Origin of the sequence: Pseudomonas marginalis, assembly GCF_008692035.1 — a bacterium.
Classification (GTDB): domain Bacteria; phylum Pseudomonadota; class Gammaproteobacteria; order Pseudomonadales; family Pseudomonadaceae; genus Aquipseudomonas; species Aquipseudomonas marginalis.
The window spans coordinates 1,964,806-1,989,128 of the sequence record NZ_VTFG01000001.1 but is presented as its reverse complement, the minus strand read 5'-3'; the positions used below and the strand labels follow the sequence as shown (position 1 = coordinate 1,989,128).

Genomic DNA, 24,323 nt, shown 5'->3' with positions numbered 1-24,323 from the left:
GGTGGAGTACGGATGTACTCCTATCGGGATTGAGGCACGTCGGTGTGGCGGCGAAAGCCCATCGAGTAGATCAGTTCGGCGCGGGCTTGCCCGATACCGTCGATGCGCTTCAGCCAGGCTACCGACTCGTCGCGGGATGCCACCGCTACCGGCGCGGGCTGCTCGGCGTATAGCGGTTTCGTGTGGCCTTGAAACCCGACGCCACTTGCTTTCATCGCTGCACTGCAATATCCGCCGAGGTGGCCCGGTTCTTCTCGGTCAATGCACCACGCCACCGGCTCGCCCTGGGGCTTGGCTGGCGCATCGTATAGCGGCGTAACGTGAAAATACTCAACAACGCTTGCGGTTAATACTGGGTCTTCTATCAGTTCCCGCTGAAACATAGCCAAGCCTGCGCATGTCTTCGGGGTCAGCCAATACCCGAACGGGCGCGGCTTGATGGCAGGCGCATCCAGCAGGGCGCGCAGCTCGGCCAGAGTGGCAATACTCGGCGTTCCAGCAGCCAGCTCTCGGCGCGTACGCTCGATCAGTCCGCGCGGCACGCCGTCAATCGTTTGGTTGGTGGTCATGGCAATTCGTCTCCGACGATCATCTTGCAGGGGCCAAGACGAACAGCGGCGAGTTCAGTCCGCAAATCATCTATCTGCTGATCCGCCACGGTCAGGCGCTGTTGTAGGGTGTCACGCTCTGCGGTGAGTCGCGCAAGCTTTCCCACATCAGGATGGGTGTAGAGCAAGAATTCGCCGCCACTCGCCCGGCATTCATCCAGCCAGCCGGCGCGGACGAAGGACACAGCATACTCACCATGCCCACCCCAGAGCTTTTCAGCTTCCAGTTTCATTACCGGCTGCGCATCCTTTTCTGGTGATGTAGGAGCGGCGCCGATCATAGCGGCCCAGCACAGTTTCGCGCGGAAGGCCGCTTGCTGGCAGCCGCTCATACCTTGGTATTGCTCCCAGACTGCCTCATCGGAAAAACACTCGTCCGGCACCGACTCGAAGCCGTTTATCACCATCGTTTCGGTCGGCTCAACTGGCACCAGTTTCCATTGAGCGCTCATACAGTCTCCCTCGCTACCAGATCATGGGCATTCACAACCGTCATGCCGAGGCGTTCGGCGATCAGGACTTCCAGGCGGGCGCCCTTTGAATGCTCCCAGCCGGGCAGGGTGGCCACGGTGTCGCACTCCATCAGGGCGACAATGTCGCGGCGCATGCAGTCGTTCCAGGAGCCGCCGTCCGGGTTGAGTTCGGCGGGGTTGGTGACGGTGTGACCGCCGGCGCGCAGGTTATCGGTCATTGTGGCGAATGCCGGGAAGTTGAGGTCGGGCAGGCCGGTCATGGGGCCGCTGAGGTAGATGCGCTTCATGCTGCCTCCGCGACTAGCTGACGAAATACAGGGAGGGCGCCGGCCTGCTCGCGTACAGCCTTCATGCTGGCCTCGTCGTAGCCCCAGATGTTGCTGTCGTCGAATCGCTCGGGGCCGAGGTAAAACGGGCTCACCGGCGCGCCGGTCCGGATGTAGTCGCGGAAGCGCTCAACGATCCCCTTCAGCGTGCCACCGTGACTGAATCTATTCCATCGGCCGCCCCATGGTGTCTTGTGCGTGTAGACCCGTTTGCGGGTGTAGTCGTCAATGAACCAGACCTTACCGAACTGGTCGACTTCCATGCTGGCGTTCGTTGAAGAAGAACCGATGGCCGTGGTCAGCGATGATCCGGATAACCTGGTTGACCTGCTCGACTCGCTGCTGCTTGAGGCTGAGTTTGTTTTCTGTAGGCATGGTGAGTCCTTGCCGGGCCATGCCCGGGCGGTGGAGTGGGGGAGTTACGCGGCGAGGCGCTGGTAAAGCTCGATGATGTCGGCGGCGTTGGCCCTGACCAGGGCCTCGGCCTCGTCCGGACAAACGCTATTGCCGATGAGCCTGACTTGATTTGTTTTGTTGATCGGTAGCCACTGCTCGGCACCGCTGGCTGGATCAACGAACAGGCCTCGGTCGATGATGTAGTTCTTGTCGAACCCTTGGGCGGCCTTCAGTTCTGGCGGCTGCAGCATGCGCAAGGTGATGTCCACCAGCACGTAGCCGCCGATCATGATCATCTCGGCCGGCTCCTTGAAATGCTCCGGCAGGTGCTCATGCATGAATGCGGCGCAGCGGCGGGCACCTTCCATTTGCTCAGGCGTCAGCGTATCCGGCACCTGCACCACTTCGACGAGGGCAACGCGGTCTTTTGTGGGCAGCGTGTGCATCGGCTCCGTCAGCGAAACGCCGCCCTTGTCGCACCCGTAGTACTTCACCAGGTACGCAGTGGCCAGTCGCTGGTTGGCCCCTGACTGGCAGATCGTCGACGTAGGCTGGTATGCCGATCGGCCGTCGCCTTTGTAGAAACCGCCGTTGGCCTGCTCGAAAAAAGCCGCCGTCACCGCGTGGTGTCCGGTGCTGGTGGCGACCACTGCAAGCGGGCCGTCAACGTCATCCCCTACCGATCCTTTGCGGAGTGTCACCATCGAAGCGGCGACGAGCGCCTGCTCGCCGCGATTGGCTCCGGTGACTGTGCGGGCCGACTCCTCCGGTGAGTAGCCGCTGCGCTCGCCATGGTGCGTGAGGTGGGTCAGGTGACACGCTGCCATCGCGAAATGACCACCTTTCACCTGGGCAACCTGAGTGCGCAGTGCTTCCTGCACGTCGAAGTTACGCTGCGATGACCCATTGGCGCATTCGGTGAGGAACGGCGCCGCCACGGGCTGCACCAGGCCGTGATGGGTGCCGCCGGCGCTGATGGTTGAAATCGAGTCATCCACGCTGTATGTGCTGGTGTGCGCTTCCGACGTCCCGCGCATCGGCACAATGAATGGCTTCTCACTGGTGATGACGTGGCGCCACATGCCCTTGGCCACCCGGCGGCGCGTATTCAGTGCCATGGGCTTGTCCCGGAAGATCGTCTTACCCAGGTTGCTCCAGTCAATGCACTCGGCTGCCGTGCGCCACGGCTGCTGTTTCGCCGTCGGATTCTTGTGGCGAACGGGCTCCGGCCAAACGATCGGTAGACCGTCGCTGCGCGCCACCAGGTACAGGCGCTTGCGGATGGTTGGGGCGCCGGCGTTTGCCGCGATACGTTCGCGCCACTCGGCGTTGTAGCCCAGGCCCCGCACCAGTGCTTCCATCGGTACGAACTCGCCGATGGCTGCCACGATCTCCGGCATGTCGGGGTGGTCGGCTGGCAGCCCTGTGCTGATCGCGGCAATGAAAGCCTTGAACGTGCGACCGCGCTCTGCCTTGATTGGCTGCCCTTCCTCGTCGATCGGGCCCCAGTCGCAGAACTCTTCGACGTTTTCAAGGAAGAGCAGTCGCGATTTGGTGACGAACAGCCAACGAATGACGACCCACGCCAGCCCGCGAACGCCCCGATCGCGAGGCGCGCCGCCCTTGGCCTTGCTGTGATGCCGGCAATCAGGCGATGCCCAGATGATTGCGACGGGCTGCCCGCCAGTGGCTTCTCGCGGATCCACTTCGTAAACGTCGGCAACGTAGTGCGCTGTTTTCGGGTGATTTGCTCGGTGAACGGCCAGGGCGATTGGATTATGGTTTACCGCTACGTCTGGCTCCCGGTACGCACGCGCAATCCCGGTACTGGCTCCACCGCCGCCGGCGAACAGGTCCACCACCAACTCTTTCTGGAATGGCAGGCCCATGCTCGGCTGTCCATGGATGAATGGGTGTTTCTTCTGTTGTGCGGACATAGGGGCTTATCTCCCGTGATTTTCGTGATAGCTGAGACTGTTTTCGAAGGATTTTCTGGCGGCCGCTGCATCAAACTTTGATGAGTAGCGGCCCAGGGTTATTTGTTTGCCTGCCAGGTATCCGAAGGATCGCCATAGGCCTCGCGAATCCCACGAGACACCGGAGATTCCGCTGGAGTTTTTGCAACTGCGCTTTTGGTTTCTGGCGTTTTCCACTGGGCTCGCCGGGCGGAGGTTGATCCATCGGTTGTCAGTCTTTTGGCCGTTGATGTGATCTACGAACTCTGGCGGGTCCTGGCCGAGCATGTAGACGAATGCGAGTCGGTGCAGGTTGTGCCGCTTCCTGTCGATCATCACCGTCAGATAACCACTGGAAACCAAGCTCCCAGCTATCGAACCCGCGGGTGTTCGGCTTCTGCTCACCAACCAAGTGAACACACCAGTCTCAGGGGAGTAGGCGAGGATCGACTTCAGATATTCCGGGGTAATAGGCATGGCTTCGCCTCGCCGGCTGGCGTGATTCTTTTAAGTGGGTGATATGCTTTGCTGCTTATCAAACAAGGAGGTGGTAATGGCGGGTAAAAAGCTTGAAGCGTTCCGCGAATGGTTCACGCCGCGTAGGCGGCTGTGGGCAGGAATAGGCCTGTTTGCAATTGCTATCGCTGTGCCTATTGTCAGTCCGGGAACGACCGCCGCTTGGCTCATAGGGCCTGCGGCTGTATTTTTCTTTGGTAGCTTTATTCCCAATACGAACGGAAGGCGATAGGGCGCTGGCGGCTGGCGTGATTCGTTGATATGGGGTATTACGGGTTACCGGCATGGAGCCGGATCAAGGAGCTCAAAAATGAACTGTATGAAGCAGTGCTTGCAGATGTTTTCCGCGACGGTGGCGATAGTCTCCGCAGGTCTCTGGTTCTATTCCGCGGTCGTAAAAGTCAAATCAGGCAAACGAGTTGAAAGCGATGGCATGAGTTCGTTTGCGCTGAATGACACTGCGACTGGATCCAACGTTCACGAAACATTGAAGAAGCAATCATTTTGGAATGCGTGGGCTGCCGGCGTCGCATCTATTGCCGCTTTTACCCAGGGTATATCAATGTTTCTTCCCGACTAGAAACCACCCTCCGGTTACCGGATGCAGCGAGTAGGGTGGGTTATTCGTCGTGGCAGATGCGAAGAGCTTCGCGGTTGTAGGCGAGCAGCAATTTTGCCGATACGTTTTCGGGTATCACGTATTCGTGTCGCGGCGGTGAGAGGAACTGCGCCGACCCTGCTGGGCCCAGGCCGTGCAGGTGGTGAATCATCAGCGTCATGGCCTCGCCCTGTTCCTCGATGCCATTCCAGGCCATCAGATCAGCCAAGGCCCGGCGGGTGCCGGCCATGGTGTGGAGTCGCAATTCTTCCTCGCCGCGAGTCTTTCGCCTCGCTGCAGTCTTTGCTGATCGTTCTTTCTGCGCGGCAGCCATGGCCTACCTCTTCTATTCCGCTGGCCGGCAGTGCGAGCCAGGTTTGACGTTTGCGTTGCTGGGTGCGGGCTATGCGGCGCATGAATCGACCTTAACCTGGCGCCAAGCACCGACCGCTTCGAAGATCCGTGCGGCGTGCGCCTCGTCCAGCGATATCGCTTCGGGTATTGCGATCCATCCCGACGCCACCATCTGGCTTTGATTGGCCTCGTCGCGCAGCTTCTTGTAGCAATGCTCAATCACGTCTTCCAGGTGGTCGGAGAGGTAAACGCCATCGGGCGCCACCTCCACTGACTTGCTGTAGCGGTCACCGCGGGCGTCGATGCAAAGCGCGCTCAGGTAGATGGTCCAGCGGTGGGGGATACCGCAGACGGCCTGGCCAATCTTCCCCGGCGCGATATTCTTCAGCGACTTGTAATTGATCATGCCCTGGCGGCCGCTGGGATCGATGTTGACCACAGCGACGTGGTTGGATGCCAGCAACGACCGGCACGACCGAGCGATACGCGCCTGGAGGTTGTGAGGTTTTCGTTTGCTCATAATCCCTCCGAGACCTTCGGCTTGGTCCAGCGTTTTGGATAGGAAAACCCGTAGTCCTTTTCCAGCCGACGCAGAAGGTTTGCAGATATTTCGACTTGAATGCATGCCATGCGGCGGGACAATCCAACATCCCGTAGCGCGGATAGGCGCTCAATCAGCTTCCGGTCTTTTTCGCAGTCAATACGTCTTCTCTGGAACGAGAAGTCACCTTCAAAAGCCGCCCGACACATTGTTGATTCGGAGCGCCCCGTAGCTTCCATGGCCTGGTCAATGGTCATCGTCTTCGCCATTTCCCTGACCATTGAGACGAACTTCATTCGCTCATTAAATTTGTCGTAGTAGAAGGATGATCTGCTTTTGTGGTTCTTGACCGGCTCGCCTTTCAGTCTTGGTGGCGGCTCATGCCTTACTGGTGGCGGCCTGAAAGTAACCCCCTCGAGTACCTGGATAGTCCCTCCGCTGTTCAAGAAGGCTTCGCGTTGCATTGCCAGTTCGTTGGATGCGCCACGCAGGCGCTCTACTTCGTTCTGAAGGATGCTGATCATGCTGCGATCCCCAATACTTGGTTCATGCGGTCGTCGAGGATTTCGTAGAAGGTCTTAACACGTTCGGTGATCTTGCGGATCATTGCTTCATCCCGGTAGGCGCGCTTGACGAACATCGGCATACCTGGCCAGTAGCAAACGAAGTCGATCCACTCGCGTTCCGATACCCATAGTCCGCCCTGGCACTGGGCGACGTGTTCTTTGGGGATCTCGCCCGACAGGATCACTTCGACCTGGAATTTCGGAAGTTTGGTTTTGATTTCCGTCAGGCCCGCAGGACCGACAAGCGAGTCAGGCGAATAGCCGGCGCCGTGGTTGAGGATGATCGCCACCTGTTTGGTTTCGACTTCCTCACGCTGCTCGTAGAGCTTGCGGGCGACACCTTCCAGTTCGTGGCCGCGCTCGGTGTGCCGGTTTCCCATGAATGGGTCAGCAGCCTCGCCGGTGATGCGCTCGCCGATCAGCGTGTTCATGTAGCTGAAGGCGCCAACACCGAAGCCAGCCTCACCCTTGCCATTTGTAAGCAAGCACTCCAGCTCAGAGCAAGTGACGATACCCAGGCGCAGAGCCAGCCACTCAGGCGAGCCCTGCTCAACTTCTGTGATGATCTGCATGGTCAATTACCCCGCTTGCTGCGCGGCCTTGGCCGCTTTCGAGATTGAGTTGTTTAGCCCCGCCACCACGCCGTCAAACGCTGACTTTGCAATCTGGCCTGGGTCGCCGTACATCTTTTCAAAGTTGGCGTGCACGGCAGTGCTGCACTTGTCGAGCAGGGATTGCACCTGCTTGGCCTGCGCCGGGGTGATCATTTGCTCGCCCTGATCCTTGTAGCCGTCGTTATCGTTATCGTCGCCGCTGGTGATGTTCAGCAGCGCGCACATCACGTAGCGCTTGCCGTAGGTAGTCGTTGATCCAACTTCCTGCACAGCGCTGCGCTGGGCGCCCTTGTCCAATGGCAAAATCATCTCGGTCTCTTCTCGGTGACCGGCCTTGTGCATCAAAATCCCGATTATTTTTACGGCGCCGTCGTTGTTCTTTACCTTGAAGGAAACGCCAAAGCCAAACTTGGCCATGACCGGCCTCACTGCATAGTTGATGTCGTCCAGATCGGCGTACATCTTCTTTGTGTGCGTGTTCTGGGTGCGTTTCTCTACCGAAGGCATCTCGCACTGCATCTCAGCGAATGCAGCGTTGAATGCCTCCAGGGCGCTCTTGGCTTCCATGCGCTCCTGGAGAGCCATCAGGCGTTCGAGTTTTTCCATGTCGCAGCGCGGGTCAAGCGCAAGCCTGCTGATAGTAGCCAGCATGCTTACCTCTTGATCTTGGTGAACAGCGATAGATTGCTGCCGCTCTGGAGGCATAACGATATCTTGGGACATTTTCAAAACCTCAGAATTGAATGGATACGTTCGGCACTTCGCCGCGGGCGATCTTCAGGACGATGGCCTTGGCTAGCTCTTCGCTGATGTTCATGCCGATCAAAGCCTGCTTGGCTTCGCCCAGGATTTTCGACTTGTGCGCTACGTCAGCCTGCCGTTCCTGCTGCTGGCGAAGGATTTCGTCTGCTGCCGCATCGGCGCGGGCCTTCTCGTCCAGGCGGGCCTGCTCAACAGCCCGCTTCTGGTCTTCGATGCCTTGCAGGCGGTCGCGCTCGGCCTTCTGCTCTGCCTCGACCTTTTCACGTTTTGCCTGTTCGGCGCGGCGCTCCGACTCGGCTGCCTGCAATTTCAGGTCGTTTTCGCGCTTCTCGGCGGCCGCCTGTTCATCACGGACGCGCTGTGCTTCGGCTTCGCGGTCCTGCTGGGCCTTTGCCTCGGCCTTGCGTGTTGCTTCCTCGGCTGCTTCGCGGGCGATGCGATCCTCGTTGTCCTTCTTGTCGCGGGCTTCCTTCTCCAGGCGCAGGCGAGTCAGTTCGGCCTGTTCGGCCTCGTACTGGGTGCGCTCGGCGTGCAGGGCGCGCAACTTCGCCAGGGTCTGGTCCTTCGCCTGGGCGGCTTCAGCCAGGAACTCCTCCCAGGCATCGTTGATTTCGATAGCTTCGAGGTCGTCGATCACACGGGCGACTACGGACGCCGGAGGTGTTGCGCCGAACAGAGCCATGTCCTTGATCTGCTGGATTCCTTCCTCGTGCTTGGCAACGCGAGCATCTTCGGCCGCCTGCCAATCATCCAGCGGCTGCCGGACTTCCTTCTGCCATGACTCCAGCGTGTCCCATACACGCTTACGTTCGGCGTCGATCAGCTTCGGGATCTCCTTTTGTTTCGCTGAGATTTCCTTGCCTACCGCTTCGAGTGCCGTTTTCGATTTGGCGATCTGGTGCGCCATCGAGGCATAAGCCTCCCGGCCTTTGCGGGTCTTGAGATCAGGAAGCACTTTTTTGAATTCGTCGACCTTGGCACGCACCTGTTCAAGCCAAGGATCCAGGCCTTTAACGGTGCTGAACACGGCCAGAGCGGTTTCTTTCGGCGGCACGACGGCCAGTTGAGTTTCTGCGGACACGGTGACTCCCTGCCGCGATGCTCGCAGCGATTGAAGGTGTTGGTTATTGGGTGATCAGGCCACCGATGGCGGGGCCCAGGAATACGATGGTGAGGAAGGTCAGACCAACGATGGCCGACAGAGCGCGGATGGCGCGGCGCCGGTGCCGCTGTTGGGTGGTCATGGCTACACCTGCTTACGCCAGCCAGCGTCGTACAGATTGATGCAGGCCTCTTCATGAATCCTGAGCTGGGTAAGGTGATCAACGCCGTGTCGTCCTCCTGGGTAATCCTTGATCGCGCCAACCATCAGATTCAGTTCAGCAACGCGGGCTTCTTCGGCGATCTGCTCGGGCGTGCGGATTGGGCGGAAGCAACCGCATGCGCCTTGAGAGACTTGCAAATATTCGAACTCAGGAGGCGCATGAAAGGTGAAAGCAGCTACCTCAAAAGAACCACTCATGAAGTGGGCTATCACCGTGACCTGGTCGCCAACGCGCGGGTCCGTTGGCATGGTTTCCTCGGGATTGAACCCGGCGAACTCGCACACCGTCCCAACAGGCGGCAATCCTTCGCCACCCCAGGGGTCTGACTGGACAATCTCAAGGTAGGAATTGCTCATGCAGCCAAAACCCATTTCCCACTCGCCATCCTTGAAGAACTGATAGCTGCCAGAGTTGCCTCCGAAGCACTTAACCCAAAGTCCGGAGTGCGGGTTGATGTGGGTGGCGCCTTCCGGCTTTTTGGTCAGGTCGATCTTCATGCCTTCACCTCATAAGCGACAGTCCACTCACCGCACAGACAGGCCCGGCGGCTCCAGGCGTGGACGTTTTCGATACCGGCGTCGTAGGCCAGCGACAGGGCGCCAAGCCAGGACTTGTGGGTGAAAGCCAAGGTCATGCTGTTCATGCGGCCTCCTTGCGCTGCCTGGTGATTTTCAGGAGGCGCTGGCAGTAGTTGGCGAACTCTTCGTTGGTGATGGCGTTTCCGGTGAGCATGTTGGTGATCATGTTCAGGACGACGCGCTGGGCGCCGGGCTCGCTGGCGGGATGCTCCAGGGCTTCCAGCGCTTCATCGATGAGGATGTGAGGGCTCATAGATCCGCATCCACGTCGTCTTCTGCCGCTTCCCGCTCTGCTGCTACCGCGTCGGAGGCGTAGGGCCTGAGCAGGTCCATGGCGATTTGCTCTGCTGCTTCGATGGGGCGGGGCTGCCCGATCAAGTCAGCAGCGTGGCCGCGCGAATCTGCCTGGCTGCCCAGGATCGAAGACAGGAACAGCCGGGCAAGCGAGTCGCGCTCGTCCAGGCCGTCGATCTGGCGTTGGTTCAGGTGGCCTTGCAGGTAAGTGCAGAACCGGTCGAACGTCACCACCTGCGGCTGGCCGTAGCGGCGCTTCCATTTGATGTCCATGCCGCACACCAATTGCTCGGCCGAGTGCTCCAGCCACTCTTGCTCCGGGTCCGCCTCGCTGATCTCTGGAGGCAACTGAGCGTCGTAACGCTCTTGGCATATCTTCAATGCTGCGTTCATGGTCGCCTCCAGGGTGGCGTTATTCGGTGGGTGCAGGGGACGGCCGCCAGCTTTCGATTAGGCTGTCTGCGCCCCAGTAACAGTTCTCGATGGGCTTTCTGTGAAACTCCTTGCCATCAAGGTATTTGACGTCGATAACCGCCGGCGCTGGGGAGGGTCTTCCATCGCCACGGCTCCAGCTTTTCCAATCGCTCATGGCGACCTCCAGTGTTTGGGGTTAGGCGGCTACCGGCTGCTTCATCAGTTCGGCGTAGGCGTTGAGTGCTTCTTCGCGGGTATCGCCGAATGCGTAGTTAGACGACGACTGCAGGTCTTCAAACCCTTCACCTACCACGCACCACGCACTTCCATCCTTGAACACGCGGATGGCCCACCAAGGCTTCTGGAATCCGTCAGTGCGGCAGGTATTGCAGGCCCAGGTGCCGCCGTAGATGAAGCCTGTTTGCTTGCACTGACCGTGCGGGAACGGATGGATAAAGTAGATCTTGCCGTCGCGGATCATTTCGTCGGCCTTGTACCATCCCTGCATGCGCTCGGCCTTGTATGCGCCGTCGATGGCATCAGCAAGCTCAACTCCCTGAACGCGAGAGTTGAACCCGCCACCAAAATGGGCATCGAGGCTTGAAGGCTTGAATAACTGGTAGGCGTATTGGATCTTGCTTGGCTGCTTGCTCATGGCTTGCTCCGTCGCATTTGGGTTCACCTGTATTCGCTCAACACTCACGCACGGCTGTTTGCCGATGGGCGCCGGGGAGTGCTGACGGGTAGAGGTGGGGGAAGGGTGATGCGAAAGGCCGGACGCGATCCCGGCGAGAGCGGGCCCTTTCGGAACGACCGCTCGGAGAGGCTAACCACGCATAAGCTGGCGCCCTATTAACCTGTGTTTCTCCAGGGCCGCCGAAGCGTTCAACCCAGCTTTCAACACCGCTTCCGCATCGGATATAGCTCGAATCCCTCCGAGTGTTGCCCGTCTACGCCGCGAAAAAATCCGCTCAGGCTCAGGACAAGGTGGCCACCCTGCTATCACAGAGAGGGCCGAGCTATATCCGATACGCTCTCATAGAGAGGATCGGGCAGTTAACGACGGGCTGTCGTGGCGCTGGTTGTTCAGATGGCCGCCGTCATGGTCTTGGTGCCGTCCGGGTTTTGAGTGGTGATGTGCATTACCGTCGACTGCGAGGCTCCGCGTCGAATCGTTGCGGCGCACTTGCTGTATCGATCATCGAAAACTTGATCGCCGTCGGGCAGGTGAGAGGTGCAGGTCAGGCTGGAGCAGTCTTCGCCATCCGGGCCTTCTCCATCGTGAGCGATGTTGAAACTGGCGAACATTGCGATGCCCTGGGCTTTGCAGATTGCGATGATTTGCAGCATCAGCGGGCTGATCTGGCTGTCATAAATCTCTTCTTTGTTCATGGTCGTGCTCCGGTGATTTTCCCAATGCACCCGTCGTCAGGTGCATCAGTGAAAAGTCCCGTCATGCTTGCAGCGCATTCAGCTTCTGGCGGCAGTCGCGAACCTCTGCCATGCAGCGAGCGGCTTCCGCCTTGTCACCTCCGCGCAGCGCTTGCTTGGCCCAGTGCGTCCAGTCAGCAATGAAGCCTTGAAGGTCGGCAGCGAGCGCTTGCTGGGTACTGACGAACTGACCTTTGTCGTTACGAATAGCCATGGTGAATTCCTCCGTTTGATTTTCCGGATGACCCTGTCTCCAAGGTCATCGAGGAAATCTTTTGTCTCCACCACGCGCGGCGCCTGAGTCCTCTCTTTGGCCAGGTCACACATTTCGTGTCCGGTGTTCTTCCTGGCTGGCTTGCGTGGTTTCGCGTACTCACATCTGGTGAGCACGGCCAGTTCCAGAGCTGGCGTGGAGATCGAATTTATTGCTCGCGCTGTGCCCATTGCTGGGGATCGATCTGCGAGGTTCCCGTGCTGTTAAAGAGCGGCGGGCTGTGAGGCCCTTCGCAGTCCCTGGTAAGTCGCTGCGATGGGTGAACAATACCTCCGGTATTGTATGTGGTCAATACCGCCGGTCATGTATTTTTCATTGGGGGTAAAAAAGGCCGCTCAATAGCGGCCTGGATGGAGAGGGAAGTGCTGCTACAATCGGACCAATCAGCGAGTGGAGGTAGCAATGAATCGGATTGCGATGGTGGGTGTGTTATCGATGCTTGGCGCGCCCGGGTTAGCATTCGGCTACACGCAGCAGGACGCCAACGATGATGCCGCTTTTATATGGTCATCAGGATGCACGGATTTCAAGTCCGGCATGAACGCTGGCGACTTTCGTGGATGGATGAGACCGGGTGAAGCGGTAAAGACTTTTTTAGGAATCAAAAGTATCGCGGTCAACAGGCTGTACATAGATGGGTGGGAAGTAGCTCGTGGGCTTGGTGGGGTTATCAACTGCGAGGAAGCGGCCAAGCATCGCGCGGCAGACTATGTGTCTGGTGTTGATATTCGGCGAGTAGAATAGGCCGCAAATAAGAAGCCCGGTGCATGTCCGGGCCTTTCTGTTTCTATAGCATCCCGCCACGCCAAACGACGCGCCCTATAATGCGGATCTCGTTTATCTCCCCGTCGCGCAGCGTCTCATCGCCATAGCGCGCCTTGTCAGGGTTGTCGCTTCGGATGATCCATCCGTCGAAGTCAGACTTCACCAGGCGCTTCACGATCGTGCCTTTCGATTCGCTCTGCATCGCGAAGATCTGACCGTCCTTCGGATCCACCCTCGACTCATCCACCAGCAGCACGTCGCCATCATTGATCGTCGGCTCCATGCTGTTACCGCTGGCGTAGATTACATCCAGGTGTTTTTGGTTGAGGTTGTTGGCGCGGAGCCACGCCGACTTAAAGGCCATGACGCCGCGTATCTCTACGTGCGGATTGTCATCTCCGCCTCCCGTCGAGCCGCGCGCTGTCAACTGTAGGACCCCAGTGTACCCAGGCTCATCCTTCAGATCGAAGCTGCGCGGAGGAGTGCGGCCGTCAGTTGGCTGCTGTGCGAATTTCCCAGGAAGCGCCTGAGACATTTTTTCGATCTGGGTCGCCAGCGTTGGGCTTATCTCCGAAACTGGCACACCGAGCGCTTTCGCAAATACAACCGCCGCATTCACGCTCAACGCGGTTCGGCCGTTCATGAAGTGGCTGACAGCGCCCTGGGTGACACCGTCACCCAACTCTGAAGCAAGTTTTTCCTGGGTGAGCTTGAGCTCCCCGCGCTTGGCCTGGAACAGGGATTTCAGTCGGGCGCTGTCTTGCAGCTGCCATTCGGATAACGGAAGCCGTCGGGAGTCTTTTTTCATTCGCTGATGGTATTACCCACGGTATTTGCTTAACCAATATCGCCGGTATTGACTGCGAACAATACCGGCGGTCATACTTGTGGTGAAATCTACGTAGAGGACGCCGCAATGCGCCGAATCACACTCACCGAATTTGCCAAAGAGCACGGACATACCAAGGCCGCCCAGATGCTCGGCTGCACCCAGGGCGCACTTAGTAAAGCGATCCGTGTAGGCCGAGATGTTTTCGTGACCCTCGAAGATGACGGCAGTTTGTCGGCTCAAGAGCAGCGTCCGTTCCCGTCTCAAAAAACAGCCGCTTAACCACCTTGCATGCATTCAACAAAGGAGCCTCACCAATGGCATATGACGACACACGACACCTGAAAGACCGGGAGATTAAGTCCCGTTATGACGATGAAACCTACGAAGCGTTAAAGGCCGTGGCCCGCCTGCACAAGCTGCAGCTGGCCGTGTTCGTGCGCATGTGCGTCGAGGAGAAGTTGGAAAGCATCGTTGAACCGAATGCTACCGGTAAACACATGCAGGCCTGAAGGCCCTGAAGGAGGCTGTGTGCCTGAAACCACGATCTGCCACGGGATCGATGGGCGCCTCTACGAAAAGCTTGAACGACTGGCGAAAGCAGCAGGCAAGACGCCTGACGAATACGCCGCAGAGCTTGGAGCAGAGCGTTTTTTCGAGAAGACCAGGCCAAGGGGCGCCGGAAAAATCCGGCATCTACCAACAACAAGGCGTGACCCGCTGAAGGCCGTATTAGGGCCTGAAAAAGGAGGGCCTGATGAAGACCCGAATCTATAAACCCAAATCGCAGGCACAAAAAAGCCAGGTTCGCGGCCTGGCTTCTTTAACTGCATACAGCAAAACAATCTGTGAGGCCGATTATGCATACCTCTAACACCGATGTACAGGCCCTGAATAATCCCGCGCCACGTTTTGCTATATCCGAAAACGTGGCGCGGACAATGTCGTCGCGCGAGATTGCCGATCTCGTCGGCTCTCGACACGACAAAGTGAAGCAGTCCATCGAGCGTCTGGCAGCCCGTATTGATTCCAACGGGAAGCCGGTAATTGATCTTCCCCCAATGGGGGAATACCTCGATAGCCTCGGGCGCCGGGCATCTGAGTACCTTGTCTGCAAGCGCGACAGCTTTGTCGTGGTTGCGCAGCTCAGCCCGGAATTCACCGCCGCTCTGGTAGATCGCTGGCAGGAACTGGAATCTCAAGCTCCAAAACCGCAGCCGCTCTCGACCATCGAGATCCTGCAGATCGCCATGGAGTCTGAAAAGGCCCGCTTGATGCTCACCGCCCAGGTCGAGCAGCAGGCGACCAAGATCCACTCCATGGAGAACTTGTTCAAGGAAGGCATGACCCACACCCAATTCTGCAAGGGCCTCAATGGGGTCAACGTCATGCAGGTGGGTAATTATCTGGAGTCGCGCAGCTGGCTCTACAACGAGAGCAAGTCCGGCACCCGGCACCGTGTTGGCTCCTACGCGCGCGATAAGTACATGACCGAGCACCAGGTCGAAGTCACCCCGCACGGCAAAGAACCTTTCATTTCCTACACGCCAATCCTGCTGAGGAAGGGAGCCGCACGCCTGTACGACCTATACCTGGCCGGCGAGCTTCCCATGAAGAAGACCTGGGACGGCCTGTTCACTCACGACAAGGCAATGCGGGGTGTCGCGTGAGCATCATTCGTGCGCCTCGACCTGAGGCGAATTTCTACATGCTCAGCAAGTCAATCAGCGAGGACGCTCGCCTGAGCTGGGCTGCCCGTGGCTTGCTGGTGTTCCTCCTGGGCAAGCCTGACCACTGGGCGGTGTCCGTCACTCACCTGCGCAACGAGACCTCAAAGTCTTCGAAGCCTACCGGGCGTGACGGCGTTTACGGCCTGCTGCAAGAGCTGATTACCGCCGGCTACGTTCAGCGCCGACAGGATCGTTTGGGCTCTGGCTTGCTTGGTGAAACCCACTATGTCGTCTCTGAATCACCGCTTCCGGCTTTACCGTATACGGCTGCACCGCTTCCGGCTCAACCGTATCCGGCAAATCCGACACTAGTAAGTATTGAAGGTGAGCAAGGACTGAAACAGCAAGCAAGGACTGAAAAACCTTCGGGCGCTAAAGCACCCTCGCGCACCAAGGCCGTGAAGTTTGATCCGGTGACCGCCAAGCCTGAAAGCGTCAGCGAGCAGACCTGGCAGGACTGGTGCCAGCACCGCGCCGAGATCAAGCGCCCGCTGACCGCCACCACCTGTGCCAAGCAAGCCAAGACCCTGGCAGGCCACCACGACGCTGACGCAGTGATCAACCAGTCCATCAGCAATGGCTGGACCGGTCTGTTCCCGGAGAAGGTCGTGGCGGGCGGTAGGCACGTCGGCAACGGCCCAGACTTCTACGACCAGTCGTGGCGCACCGATACGAGTGATGACCTATGAAAACAGTCACTCAGATGATCCCGGGCGCCGTCCGCGCACTGGGCAACGCCGCCCCTTATCAGCCCCCGGCGCAGCCAGGCACCCAGTTGGGCGTTGTGGATGACGCCACCGGTGAAGTGGTTGAGCGCCTGTTCCGTCAGTTGCAGGCCATCTTCCCCGCCCACAAGCAGGCATGGCCTGACGACAAGGCCAAGGCCGCCGCAATGCGTAACTGGACGATGGGATTCATGGCCGCCGGCATCCGCACGTTGGAGCAGATCCGCTATGGAATCGAGCAGTGCCGGAAAAGCGGCTCACCGTTCGCTCCAAGCGTCGGCCAGTTCATAGGCTGGTGCACGCCTGGACCTGAAGCGTTCGGCTTGCCAGCGAGCGCTGACGCATGGGTGGAGGCATTGATGGGCGTCTACAGCCATGAAGGCGTGCGAATTGCGGCCAACGAGACCGGAATCTTCGACTTGCGTTCCGCTAAGCAAGAAGACAAGGGGCTTCGTCAGCGCTTCGACCACAACTACGCCGTGGTGATACGCCGCGCCCAGGAAGGCCAGCCGCTGGACGGCAAGATCCTCACCGGCATCGGCCACGACAGCCAGAAGACGGCCTTCGAACTCGCCAACGAACTGGCCGACCAACAAACCCAGGCGCGAATCCTCCAGCAAGGCATCCCAGCCGACGGCAAGTCAGCCCGCGAATTGCTGATGGCCAAGTTCGGCAAGAACAAGACTCAGGAGCAGCGGACATGACCGACTACACCGAACTGAAGCGGTTGGCCGAGGCTGCTACGCCTGGCCCATGGATGGCTGACAACTCTCACCACGAAGGCAGCATCAATGCTGAAGACCGCCATATCGGTATGGTTTCGATGTATGCGCGCCGACCGAACGACATCATTCAGAATTTTTCAAATCAGGCATTCATTGCTGCCGCCAACCCTGCCGCGATCCTGACACTAATTGCAGAAAATGCCCGTTTGAATGACGGCGCCCATATGCGGGCTATTAACTCGTTGCGTCAGGACTGCAGAGACCTGATCGCCGAGCGCGACCGGCTCAAGGCCGAGAACGACCAGTTGTTCGGCGAAACCGAACGACTCAAGGCGGAGGTTGCTCGTTCAACTGAGCGCGAGATCCTGCAATTGGCTGAGATCGAGGCGCTGCGCAAGGATGCGGAAAAATGGAAGAGCGTGAAGCACGCAGGGGATCAGCTCCTAGCTGATGAAGGGGGCGCAGCGATATGGTCGGCATGCTCGCGAGTCCTGATCAGTGTTGCTAGTGAACTGAATTCAGGCCGCAGCGTAGTCACCGAGGAGGGTGTAACTATCGGCGACAGGGAAATTGGCGACTGGCGCGTCACGGTTGAGCGAATCGACGCCGCCATGGGCAAGGGAGAGCAGTCATGAAGGAATTCCTGAGGCTGTACAAGAAGACCTTCACCGGCTTCCCGTCCTACTGTCGGGACCTTGGGTTCGCTTTCGCTGACCTCGGCGCCGCGTTGCTGATCGTGACCTTGCCGCTGACGTACCCGATCCTGTATCCGGCGGCTCAGCTTTGGAAAAAGGTGATGCGCAAATGACCAGCCTCCAGATTCGTAACGAATCCGACCGCAACAAGGCCATGGGGTACATCGCCGGGCTGGATCTCGCAAAACCCAAGAAGCTGGCCATCACCGAAGTGGACCGCAGCGGGGAGCAGAACAAGGCGCTGCACGCGGCGCTGGCCGATATCGCCGCCCAGGTCGAACACGCCGGGAAGAAGTGGAACGTCCTGATCTGGAAGCGCCTGCTGACGGCCGCCTGGCTGCGCGAGTCTGGCGACCAGCCGCAGATGATTCCGGCGGTAGACGGCAACGGCTTCGACGTCATCTACGAGCGAACCAGCAAGCTCACCGTGAAGCAGTGCGGCGAGCTGATCGAGTGGGTTCACGCCTTCGGCGCCGAGCACCAGGTGCGCTGGACACAAAAGGACAATTGGGGAGGGCGCTACTGATGAGCCATCAACAATGCGAATGCCATCGGTGTATTGCTGAGCACAAGCTGGGCCAGCAGGTCGGCTCCATGTGGTTGCCGCTCTCATCCACCAGAATGATTCTGTGCCCTGTGTGTGGCTGCAAACGCTGCCCCAAGGCAAGCGACCATGATCTGGCATGCACGGACAGCAATGCGCCTGGACAGGCTGGGAGCGTGTACCAATGACCATCGAACGGAAGCCTGCCAAGCCGAAGAAATGCCGCGTTGCTACGTGCAGGGCCTCATTCGTCCCTTCGCGGATGGGTCAGGCTGTGTGCAGTCCGGCCTGCGCAATGATCGACGCGCCACGACATGAGCCGAAGGCGCGCAAGGCCCTGGCCGATATCGAGCGCAAAGAAATCAAGGTGCGCAAGGAGAAGCTTAAGTCCCGCGCGGATCATCTGCGCGAAGCCCAGGCCGCGGTAAACGAGTACGTGCGTCTGCGTGACGCGCACCTTCCGTGTATCAGCTGCGACTCATCGCCCAACGACAACGACCTGATGACCGGCAGCCGCTGGGACGCTGGGCATTACCGCTCTGTCGGCGCCTGTCCAGAGCTGCGCTTCGAGCCGCTGAACATTCACCGCCAGTGCGTGAAGTGCAACCGCAACCTTTCCGGCAACGCCGTGGAGTACCGCATCCGCCTGGTGCAGCGCATCGGCGAAGAGAAGGTGTCCTGGCTTGAGGGGCTGCACGCGCCATGCAAGTACACCGTGGAAGAGATCAAGGCCATCAAGACCAAATACCGAGCAATGTCCAAAGAGCTGAAGAGGGGAGAGGCAGCATGAAGATCAACTCAGCGCGCCAGGCGTGGCATGACTGCAAGTACAACCCGGCCCCCGGCCAGACCTCTGACGTTGTCCAGCTGGGCGTGGTGGTGCAGAACACCGAGCGGGGCCCCACGGCAAACCACGCGGTGCACGGCGCCCTGGCCGGGCATATCCAATCGGCAATCGCCCGGCTGCACCCGCAGATCCGCGTCTTCGGTGATTTCATGTACGCCGCTGATCAGTGCGACGACATTCGCGAGGCTGCGGAAGAGGTGGTGTTCCTGATGGTGGTCGGCAAGTCGCCACGCATGACAGCAGCCAAGCGCGAAAAGCTGGAGTATGTGGTGAAGGGGGTGATGAGTCGTTACCGTTACATGCACCAGGGCGGGCAGTCTGCCAACGAGGACCCATTGGCCAACGCCGAGAAGTTCCGGGCGTGGTTGTGGCAGGTGCATGGCGTCCGGCTCGAGTCGTGCAACTGGGAGCGGGATTGGGGTGGTGTACTGCAGCTGATCTTCGATTGCTGCGAGGACCTAGACCGCCGAGCACTCAGCCCCGTAGCGGCGGTAATTTACGAAATGCGCGAGGCCGCATGAGGGCCTATTGCGTTCCCGTGCGGCTCATGGCATGATTTCGCCACTGTTAGAGTTTTGCCTTCGGCAACTCGCAAGGATTTCATAAAAAATGTCACTTCAAGCGCCTTGGAAAGATTACGCAGGATCTCAAATCCATGAGGGTGACAAGATTGTTCACCCAACCGGAGAGACTGGTATTGTGGTCGTTCTGCCTAATGAAGATCATGAGGCAGATAAGTGGCGAGTCGATTACGGTGATGGCTATCTGAGCCGACTTGCCCTTCAGATCGGCGACAAAGGAATGGCTGTAGTTCAAAAGTAATTTCTAATGCAGATCGAAACCCGGCCACCGCGCCGGGTTTTTTGTTGCCTGAATTCCAGGTGCTCCTTGCTGCATCTTGGCCTCACCCTAATGAGGCCCTTTTAATTCCCTGGTGCCCCCTATGACAGAAGTGTCGCGCATTGCAGATAGCACGGCGTTCAAGGTTGCCGTGCCGATACTGCAGACGGTTCTGTCGGCTGCCGCTATAGGCGCCTTTGCGTATGTGGTCAGCTCGCTTGGTTCGCTCCAGGTGCAGTTGGCTGCCTACCAAACCAATCAGGCCCTGATCGGCCAGAGGGTGGAATCGTTGGAGCGATCGAGGGAGTCGACCGACAAGTTCGTCGACTCCCTCCGCATCAACTCGCAACGGCAAGAGTTTCAAATCCAGCAGGTAGGTGACAGCCTGCGCGACCTGGTGAAGAACGGACGCCCAAAATGAGAATTTTGCTGATCGTGATGTTCCTGATTGCCGGGTGCACGACCAAGCATGTTCCGCCACCCCAGATCACCTACACGGTATCCGGCCTCACCGCCTCGAACTGCGCACCGTCTGAGCGACTGGCTCGACAACTGCGAGAGGCCCGGAAGAGTCGCGATGAATGGAAGCTCTACGCCGAAAGGCTGGAGAAATTACCGGCAGCGAAGACACCCCATGAATCTAATCCCTGAATGGCGAAAGTTCTGGCGCATGACCAGTGTGCAACTGGCAATCATCGGTGTTGCCCTCAATGCGGCCGCCGCTGGCTGGTCCGCCTTCCAGGGCGCGGTAGACCCGCTGATCTTCGCCTCGGTGAACATGATCCTCGGTATCGGGGTTGCAGTCGTCAGGGTGATTCAGCAGCCAGCTCTGCGAACAGACGACAAGCCGGATGACCCGGCCAGTTAATCCGCGCCACGTTTTCGAATGCGCCAAATCGTGGCGCGAAGGGATTCACATGACCGACAAGCAACCCACCGACTGGGAGCGCATCGAGCAGCTCTACAGGGCTGGCGTGCTGTCAGTGCGCGAGATCGCAACAACCTGCACCGTGTCCCATGTCTCCATCCACAAGCGCGCCAAGCGTGACGGATGGACGCGCGACCTTGCAGGGAAGATCAAAGCCAAGGCTGATGCGCTGGTTAACAACCAGGTGGTTAACAGCGAGGTTAACAAGGAACGAGCGTTAACCGAGAAAGGCATTGTTGATGCAAATGCCCAGGTCATTGCTGATGTCCGGATCGCACACCGCGCTGACATTGGTCGGTCGCGTCGACTCACCAACAAGCTGCTGGATGAGCTAGAGGCGCTGACGGATGAGCAGGGCACCATCAGGGAGTTGATTGATCAGCTCAAGGATGGCGACCACGAAGACGGCGACGCGATGTCTGATGTCCTGAAGCTTGCCAGCAAGATGAGCGCTCTTCCGAATCGAACCAAGACCATGAAGGAATTGGCCGACACGCTGAAGACGCTCGTTATGCTTGAGCGCCAGGCGTTCAATCTTGATGAGGCTGAAGGTGATAAGCCGCCCGCTGGCGAATCTGGACGGGTAACTGTTGATCAATCGCTCATCGCCACCCTGGTAAACAAGCTGGTGGACTGATGGCTATAAAACCGATCGAGTGGGACGCGCTGAGCCACGCTGAGCGCTCCGCCTTGGTCGCGGCGGGCGAGCATAGCCCTTTGGCCTTCACCAGCCTGTGGTTCAACATCACACAGGGCGACAGCTTCAGGACGAACTGGCACCACCACTACTTCGACTATGCCGCCCGCAAGATGCTTGCCGGTGACGCGCAGAACATCGTCGTGAACATCCCGCCAGGCGGCACCAAGACCGAGTTCTGGTCTGTTCACCTGCCTGTCTACACGATGGTCAAGCACCGCCGGGTGCGAATCCTCAACACCAGCTATTCCAAGAGCCTGGTAGATGAGAACAGCGAGCGCAGCCGCGCCCTGGTCAAGTCTGCTGAGTTCCGCGAGTTCTACCCCTTCGATATCGAGAAGGACAAGGTAGACGACTGGACGCTCGCCAAAGAAGGTAAGCGCGTACACCAACTGTTCAGTCGCTCAAGTGGCGGCCAGATCACCGGTGTTCGCGGCGGCTATATGGGCGACGAGTACAGCGGCCACATCCAGGCGGATGACTGGGACAAGATCGACGACCTCTTCAGTGAGGCGAAACGCCGCAAGTCGCACACGCGCCTGGTGAACACCCTGCGCAGCCGGAAGGCGCACAGCGGCACGCCGTTTGTGGCGATCCAGCAGCGCGGCCACATCGATGACTCGACCGCGTTCCTGCTGTCGGGTGGCATGGGCCTGAAGATCGATCTGCACATCAAGATCCCGGCCCTGGTCAATCAGGAATACATCGACTCACTGCCTGACGGCATCCGCGAGCGCTGCATCAAGAGCTTGTGCGGGTCGGAGCAGGTAGACGGTTACTGGTCGTATTGGCCGGCCAAGGAGAGCGTTCACGACCTGATCGCACTCCGCACGGCTCACCCGTACACCTTCAGCAGCCAATACATGCAGGACCCCGACACGCTGGACGGAGGGATATTCTCGGCTGATGACTTCCAGTACTACGGCGACGTGGATGCCGGGGCCGATCTGCCTCTACCGGACAAGTTCGACTACCGCTTCATCACTGCCGACACCGCCCAGAAGACCAACACCTGGAACGACTGGACTGTGTTCGCGGAGTGGGGCGTGGCCGAGGGCCGCATCTACCGGGTTGGTATGAAGCGTGGGCGGATGGACGCCAAGACGCTGCGCCGTGAGTTCGAGGCGTTTGTCAAAGGCGCCTGGGCCAAGAACGGGAAGGCCAACGGCATCCTGCGGCGGGTCTACGTCGAGGACAAATCGAGCGGTACCGGGCTGATCCAGGAGATGGAAAAGCGCCTACCGCTCAAGGTGACGCCGGTTCCTCGGGATCGCGACAAGCTGACTCGGGCACTCGACGTTCAAGGCTTCCATGCTGCAAAGCTGGTGTGCTTGCCCTACGACGACAGCCAGAACTACGAGTTCGTGTGCGAAGTCGCCTCGTTCACTGCCGACGACAGCCACAAGTACGACGACCAGACCGACGTGATGATCGACGCTCTGTCCGAGGTTTACATCAAAGGCAAGCGCTCAATCCGCGATCTCCTATAACCAAATCGGTGACCCCATGAGCAAGAAGGGCTTAGTGCCAGCAAACAAAAAGCTGGGCAAGGCCCTCAGTCGGGCCTTGGTGGAATACAACGCCGGCACGAAGCAAACCAGCGATGGACTGGTAAACGTCGTGTCCGGCCTGGGCACCCAGAAGGCCAAGCGGTCCCACAACCAGTTCCAATACGGGTTCCTGAACGATTTTCAGCAGCTGGACGCTGCATACCAGACCAGCTGGCTTGCCCGGGCGATCGTGGACTACCCGGCCGAGGACATGACCCGCGAGTGGCGCACCCTCAAGTGCGACGACGCGGACGTGATCCGGGCCGAGGAAGACCGCCTGCAACTGCCGGCCATGGTCAGCGAGGCAACCAGCTGGGCTCGCCTGTATGGTGGCGCCGGCATCCTCATGCTGACCAACCAGGACCTGACCAAGCCGCTAAAGCCGGAGAAGATCAAGAAGGGCGATCTGTACCGCCTGCTGGTGATCGACCGCTTCGACATGACGGCGATGGACCTGAACCAAACCAATATCCTGGCCGCCAACTACTTGCAGCCGGAGTTCTACACCATTTCGGCCGGTGCCCAGCAGATACATTGGACGCACTTCGCCCGGTTCGCCGGTGCCAAGCTGCCGCGCCGCCAGCGAGCGCAGACGCAGGGCTGGGGCGACTCAGAGCTGCGCAAGTGCCTCGACGACGTGATGGACATCGTAGCCAGCAAGGACGGCATCGCCGAACTGATGCAGGAAGCGAACGTCGACATCATCAAGCGTGTCGGCCTCTCTGATGAGTTGGCCAGTGATCAGGACGACGCCATCACGGCGCGTTACGCCCTGTTCAGCATGATGAAGTCCTCGATCAACCTGGCGCTGCTGGACGACGAAGAGACCTATGACCGCAAGACCCTGGACTTGTCCGGGGTGGCGCCGGTGCTCGACCTGCTCATGACCTGGATCGCCGGTGCCGCTGGTATCCCAGTGACGCGTCTGTTCGGCGAGTCTGCCAAGGGTCTGGGCAACGACGGTCAGGGCGACGACACCAACTACTACAACCACCTTTCCTCGAGACGCCTGACGCAGATCGACCCCGGCCTTCGCCAGCTCGATGAGGTGATGGTGCGCTCGGCGACAGGCCGCTGGCTCGACGACTTCAACTACGTCTGGAACCCGTTCAAGCAGCCTGACGCGGTGCAGATCGCCACCGCCAACAAGGCCAAGGCAGAGACCGACCTGCTCTACAAGGACGGCGGCATCGTCACCACCAGCCAGATCCAGCGCCGACTACAGGCCGAAGAGCTCTACCAGTTCGACGACGAGAAGATCGCCGCGCTGGAAGAGGACGAGGACCTGACCATGTTCAACGACCCGCCTACAGGTAATGACGATGAGTAAGCGCAAGCCAATGATTGTTCGCGCTGTACGGGTATGGCCGATATTCACGTGGGTATCGTGCCATCAGTGTGGCGACGAGTTCCGGCGCGAGTC

Annotated in this window: 41 protein-coding genes; 20 read left to right on the top strand and 21 right to left on the bottom strand. The window is 59.1% G+C overall.

Features of this window, described 5'->3' with window-relative positions; genetic code table 11:
* Nucleotides 1–20: 20 nt before the first annotated feature.
* Genes FX984_RS09130 through FX984_RS09115 form a run of 4 tightly spaced genes read right to left on the bottom strand, consistent with a single transcriptional unit; the run spans nucleotide 21 to nucleotide 1,670 of the window.
* Nucleotides 21–569, bottom strand: a complete 549-nt coding sequence (locus FX984_RS09130; RefSeq protein ID WP_146476643.1) for a hypothetical protein — start codon at nucleotides 567–569, stop codon at nucleotides 21–23.
* Nucleotides 566–1,060, bottom strand: coding sequence for a hypothetical protein (locus tag FX984_RS09125; RefSeq protein ID WP_146476642.1), 495 nt, complete (start codon nucleotides 1,058–1,060; stop codon nucleotides 566–568). The genes FX984_RS09130 and FX984_RS09125 overlap by 4 nt, the downstream gene beginning before the upstream one ends.
* The gene (locus FX984_RS09120; protein WP_146476641.1) at nucleotides 1,057–1,368 is read right to left on the bottom strand and encodes a DUF4406 domain-containing protein; all 312 of its coding nucleotides are present in this window, start codon (nucleotides 1,366–1,368) and stop codon (nucleotides 1,057–1,059) included. The genes FX984_RS09125 and FX984_RS09120 overlap by 4 nt, the downstream gene beginning before the upstream one ends.
* Nucleotides 1,365–1,670 carry a hypothetical protein gene (locus FX984_RS09115; protein ID WP_223841616.1) on the bottom strand — a complete coding sequence of 102 codons (306 nt, stop codon included), beginning with the start codon at nucleotides 1,668–1,670 and terminating at the stop codon, nucleotides 1,365–1,367. Before FX984_RS09115 ends, FX984_RS09120 begins: the two co-directional genes overlap by 4 nt.
* Between FX984_RS09115 and FX984_RS32695 the strand changes: the two genes are divergently transcribed.
* The gene (locus tag FX984_RS32695) at nucleotides 1,669–1,848 is read left to right on the top strand and encodes a hypothetical protein (RefSeq protein ID WP_223841615.1); all 180 of its coding nucleotides are present in this window, start codon (nucleotides 1,669–1,671) and stop codon (nucleotides 1,846–1,848) included. The two genes, FX984_RS09115 and FX984_RS32695, sit on opposite strands and share 2 nt — an antisense overlap.
* On the opposite strand, the gene FX984_RS09110 is transcribed toward FX984_RS32695, so the two are convergent.
* Nucleotides 1,827–3,740: a DNA cytosine methyltransferase gene (locus FX984_RS09110; RefSeq protein WP_146476640.1), complete on the bottom strand. Its 1,914-nt coding sequence runs from the start codon at nucleotides 3,738–3,740 to the stop codon at nucleotides 1,827–1,829. The genes FX984_RS32695 and FX984_RS09110 overlap by 22 nt on opposite strands.
* Nucleotides 3,741–3,746: 6 nt before the next feature.
* Nucleotides 3,747–4,235: an HNH endonuclease gene (locus tag FX984_RS09105; RefSeq protein ID WP_146476639.1), complete on the bottom strand. Its 489-nt coding sequence runs from the start codon at nucleotides 4,233–4,235 to the stop codon at nucleotides 3,747–3,749.
* Nucleotides 4,236–4,584: 349 nt separating this feature from the next.
* Here FX984_RS09105 and FX984_RS09100 point away from each other — a divergent pair, with 349 nt between their 5' ends.
* On the top strand, nucleotides 4,585–4,854 hold the full coding sequence (locus tag FX984_RS09100) for a hypothetical protein (protein ID WP_146476638.1): 270 nt from the start codon (nucleotides 4,585–4,587) through the stop codon (nucleotides 4,852–4,854).
* Between the two features lie 40 nt (nucleotides 4,855–4,894).
* Here FX984_RS09100 and FX984_RS09095 read toward each other — a convergent pair whose 3' ends face one another.
* The 14 genes from FX984_RS09095 to FX984_RS09040 all read right to left on the bottom strand — a co-directional run bounded on the left by FX984_RS09095 (nucleotide 4,895) and on the right by FX984_RS09040 (nucleotide 11,965).
* Nucleotides 4,895–5,206, bottom strand: coding sequence for a hypothetical protein (locus FX984_RS09095; protein WP_146476637.1), 312 nt, complete (start codon nucleotides 5,204–5,206; stop codon nucleotides 4,895–4,897).
* Nucleotides 5,207–5,275: 69 nt separating this feature from the next.
* The gene (locus tag FX984_RS09090; protein WP_069022787.1) at nucleotides 5,276–5,746 is read right to left on the bottom strand and encodes a hypothetical protein; all 471 of its coding nucleotides are present in this window, start codon (nucleotides 5,744–5,746) and stop codon (nucleotides 5,276–5,278) included.
* Nucleotides 5,743–6,291 (bottom strand): hypothetical protein, encoded by a 549-nt coding sequence (locus tag FX984_RS09085; protein ID WP_146476636.1) that lies wholly within the window; start codon nucleotides 6,289–6,291, stop codon nucleotides 5,743–5,745. The genes FX984_RS09090 and FX984_RS09085 overlap by 4 nt, the downstream gene beginning before the upstream one ends.
* Complete coding sequence (locus tag FX984_RS09080; RefSeq protein ID WP_146476635.1) at nucleotides 6,288–6,905, bottom strand: lambda exonuclease family protein; 618 nt, start codon at nucleotides 6,903–6,905, stop codon at nucleotides 6,288–6,290. The genes FX984_RS09085 and FX984_RS09080 overlap by 4 nt, the downstream gene beginning before the upstream one ends.
* Nucleotides 6,906–6,911: 6 nt before the next feature.
* A complete protein-coding gene (locus FX984_RS09075; protein WP_222435070.1) occupies nucleotides 6,912–7,598 on the bottom strand; it encodes an ERF family protein in 687 nt (228 codons plus the stop codon).
* Between the two features lie 82 nt (nucleotides 7,599–7,680).
* Nucleotides 7,681–8,790: a hypothetical protein gene (locus tag FX984_RS09070; protein ID WP_146476634.1), complete on the bottom strand. Its 1,110-nt coding sequence runs from the start codon at nucleotides 8,788–8,790 to the stop codon at nucleotides 7,681–7,683.
* Between the two features lie 165 nt (nucleotides 8,791–8,955).
* Complete coding sequence (locus tag FX984_RS09065) at nucleotides 8,956–9,531, bottom strand: hypothetical protein (protein WP_146476633.1); 576 nt, start codon at nucleotides 9,529–9,531, stop codon at nucleotides 8,956–8,958.
* Nucleotides 9,528–9,677, bottom strand: a complete 150-nt coding sequence (locus FX984_RS32450; protein ID WP_010566434.1) for a hypothetical protein — start codon at nucleotides 9,675–9,677, stop codon at nucleotides 9,528–9,530. Before FX984_RS32450 ends, FX984_RS09065 begins: the two co-directional genes overlap by 4 nt.
* Nucleotides 9,674–9,865: a hypothetical protein gene (locus FX984_RS09060; protein WP_146476632.1), complete on the bottom strand. Its 192-nt coding sequence runs from the start codon at nucleotides 9,863–9,865 to the stop codon at nucleotides 9,674–9,676. Before FX984_RS09060 ends, FX984_RS32450 begins: the two co-directional genes overlap by 4 nt.
* Nucleotides 9,862–10,299 (bottom strand): hypothetical protein, encoded by a 438-nt coding sequence (locus FX984_RS09055; protein ID WP_146476631.1) that lies wholly within the window; start codon nucleotides 10,297–10,299, stop codon nucleotides 9,862–9,864. The genes FX984_RS09060 and FX984_RS09055 overlap by 4 nt, the downstream gene beginning before the upstream one ends.
* A 19-nt stretch (nucleotides 10,300–10,318) precedes the next feature.
* Nucleotides 10,319–10,495, bottom strand: coding sequence for a hypothetical protein (locus FX984_RS32445; protein ID WP_186511868.1), 177 nt, complete (start codon nucleotides 10,493–10,495; stop codon nucleotides 10,319–10,321).
* Nucleotides 10,496–10,516: 21 nt separating this feature from the next.
* Entirely contained in the window at nucleotides 10,517–10,975 is a 459-nt protein-coding gene (locus FX984_RS09050; protein WP_146476630.1) for a hypothetical protein, read from the bottom strand.
* A gap of 431 nt (nucleotides 10,976–11,406) precedes the next feature.
* On the bottom strand, nucleotides 11,407–11,712 hold the full coding sequence (locus FX984_RS09045) for a hypothetical protein (protein ID WP_146476629.1): 306 nt from the start codon (nucleotides 11,710–11,712) through the stop codon (nucleotides 11,407–11,409).
* A gap of 61 nt (nucleotides 11,713–11,773) precedes the next feature.
* On the bottom strand, nucleotides 11,774–11,965 hold the full coding sequence (locus FX984_RS09040; RefSeq protein ID WP_146476628.1) for a hypothetical protein: 192 nt from the start codon (nucleotides 11,963–11,965) through the stop codon (nucleotides 11,774–11,776).
* Nucleotides 11,966–12,427: 462 nt separating this feature from the next.
* On the opposite strand from FX984_RS09040, the gene FX984_RS09035 reads away from it, so the two are divergent.
* Entirely contained in the window at nucleotides 12,428–12,769 is a 342-nt protein-coding gene (locus tag FX984_RS09035) for a hypothetical protein (RefSeq protein ID WP_108574086.1), read from the top strand.
* 43 nt (nucleotides 12,770–12,812) lie between these two features.
* Here the strand turns inward: FX984_RS09035 and FX984_RS09030 are convergent, their stop codons facing one another.
* Nucleotides 12,813–13,598: a LexA family transcriptional regulator gene (locus FX984_RS09030; protein ID WP_146476627.1), complete on the bottom strand. Its 786-nt coding sequence runs from the start codon at nucleotides 13,596–13,598 to the stop codon at nucleotides 12,813–12,815.
* 108 nt (nucleotides 13,599–13,706) lie between these two features.
* Here FX984_RS09030 and FX984_RS09025 point away from each other — a divergent pair, with 108 nt between their 5' ends.
* The 17 genes from FX984_RS09025 to FX984_RS08945 all read left to right on the top strand — a co-directional run bounded on the left by FX984_RS09025 (nucleotide 13,707) and on the right by FX984_RS08945 (nucleotide 24,230).
* The gene (locus tag FX984_RS09025) at nucleotides 13,707–13,901 is read left to right on the top strand and encodes a Cro/CI family transcriptional regulator (protein ID WP_108574088.1); all 195 of its coding nucleotides are present in this window, start codon (nucleotides 13,707–13,709) and stop codon (nucleotides 13,899–13,901) included.
* Nucleotides 13,902–13,936: 35 nt separating this feature from the next.
* A complete protein-coding gene (locus FX984_RS09020; RefSeq protein ID WP_040267807.1) occupies nucleotides 13,937–14,131 on the top strand; it encodes a hypothetical protein in 195 nt (64 codons plus the stop codon).
* Nucleotides 14,132–14,150: 19 nt separating this feature from the next.
* Entirely contained in the window at nucleotides 14,151–14,396 is a 246-nt protein-coding gene (locus FX984_RS09015) for a hypothetical protein (protein ID WP_146476626.1), read from the top strand.
* Between the two features lie 83 nt (nucleotides 14,397–14,479).
* Entirely contained in the window at nucleotides 14,480–15,289 is an 810-nt protein-coding gene (locus FX984_RS09010) for a Rha family transcriptional regulator (RefSeq protein ID WP_223841614.1), read from the top strand.
* Nucleotides 15,286–16,038, top strand: coding sequence for a hypothetical protein (locus tag FX984_RS32690; protein WP_146476625.1), 753 nt, complete (start codon nucleotides 15,286–15,288; stop codon nucleotides 16,036–16,038). Before FX984_RS09010 ends, FX984_RS32690 begins: the two co-directional genes overlap by 4 nt.
* Nucleotides 16,035–16,778, top strand: coding sequence for a replication protein P (locus tag FX984_RS09000; RefSeq protein WP_146476624.1), 744 nt, complete (start codon nucleotides 16,035–16,037; stop codon nucleotides 16,776–16,778). Before FX984_RS32690 ends, FX984_RS09000 begins: the two co-directional genes overlap by 4 nt.
* Nucleotides 16,775–17,434, top strand: a complete 660-nt coding sequence (locus FX984_RS08995) for an ead/Ea22-like family protein (protein ID WP_146476623.1) — start codon at nucleotides 16,775–16,777, stop codon at nucleotides 17,432–17,434. Before FX984_RS09000 ends, FX984_RS08995 begins: the two co-directional genes overlap by 4 nt.
* Nucleotides 17,431–17,607, top strand: coding sequence for a hypothetical protein (locus tag FX984_RS32435; protein WP_186511866.1), 177 nt, complete (start codon nucleotides 17,431–17,433; stop codon nucleotides 17,605–17,607). Before FX984_RS08995 ends, FX984_RS32435 begins: the two co-directional genes overlap by 4 nt.
* On the top strand, nucleotides 17,604–18,020 hold the full coding sequence (locus tag FX984_RS08990; protein ID WP_146476622.1) for a recombination protein NinB: 417 nt from the start codon (nucleotides 17,604–17,606) through the stop codon (nucleotides 18,018–18,020). The genes FX984_RS32435 and FX984_RS08990 overlap by 4 nt, the downstream gene beginning before the upstream one ends.
* A 202-nt stretch (nucleotides 18,021–18,222) precedes the next feature.
* Nucleotides 18,223–18,828 (top strand): recombination protein NinG, encoded by a 606-nt coding sequence (locus FX984_RS08980; protein WP_146476620.1) that lies wholly within the window; start codon nucleotides 18,223–18,225, stop codon nucleotides 18,826–18,828.
* Nucleotides 18,825–19,406: a hypothetical protein gene (locus FX984_RS08975; RefSeq protein ID WP_146476619.1), complete on the top strand. Its 582-nt coding sequence runs from the start codon at nucleotides 18,825–18,827 to the stop codon at nucleotides 19,404–19,406. Before FX984_RS08980 ends, FX984_RS08975 begins: the two co-directional genes overlap by 4 nt.
* Before the next feature lie 88 nt (nucleotides 19,407–19,494).
* Nucleotides 19,495–19,707 carry a hypothetical protein gene (locus FX984_RS08970; RefSeq protein WP_146476618.1) on the top strand — a complete coding sequence of 71 codons (213 nt, stop codon included), beginning with the start codon at nucleotides 19,495–19,497 and terminating at the stop codon, nucleotides 19,705–19,707.
* Nucleotides 19,708–19,828: 121 nt separating this feature from the next.
* Entirely contained in the window at nucleotides 19,829–20,146 is a 318-nt protein-coding gene (locus FX984_RS08965; RefSeq protein ID WP_146476617.1) for a hypothetical protein, read from the top strand.
* Nucleotides 20,147–20,359: 213 nt separating this feature from the next.
* Nucleotides 20,360–20,593 carry a DUF7940 domain-containing protein gene (locus FX984_RS08960; protein ID WP_146476616.1) on the top strand — a complete coding sequence of 78 codons (234 nt, stop codon included), beginning with the start codon at nucleotides 20,360–20,362 and terminating at the stop codon, nucleotides 20,591–20,593.
* A 49-nt stretch (nucleotides 20,594–20,642) separates the two neighbouring features.
* A complete protein-coding gene (locus tag FX984_RS08955) occupies nucleotides 20,643–21,290 on the top strand; it encodes a hypothetical protein (RefSeq protein WP_186511864.1) in 648 nt (215 codons plus the stop codon).
* Entirely contained in the window at nucleotides 21,290–22,840 is a 1,551-nt protein-coding gene (terL, locus tag FX984_RS08950; RefSeq protein ID WP_146476615.1) for a phage terminase large subunit, read from the top strand. Before FX984_RS08955 ends, terL begins: the two co-directional genes overlap by 1 nt.
* 34 nt (nucleotides 22,841–22,874) lie before the next feature.
* Nucleotides 22,875–24,230: a DUF1073 domain-containing protein gene (locus FX984_RS08945; protein ID WP_186511862.1), complete on the top strand. Its 1,356-nt coding sequence runs from the start codon at nucleotides 22,875–22,877 to the stop codon at nucleotides 24,228–24,230.
* Nucleotides 24,231–24,323: the final 93 nt, after the last annotated feature.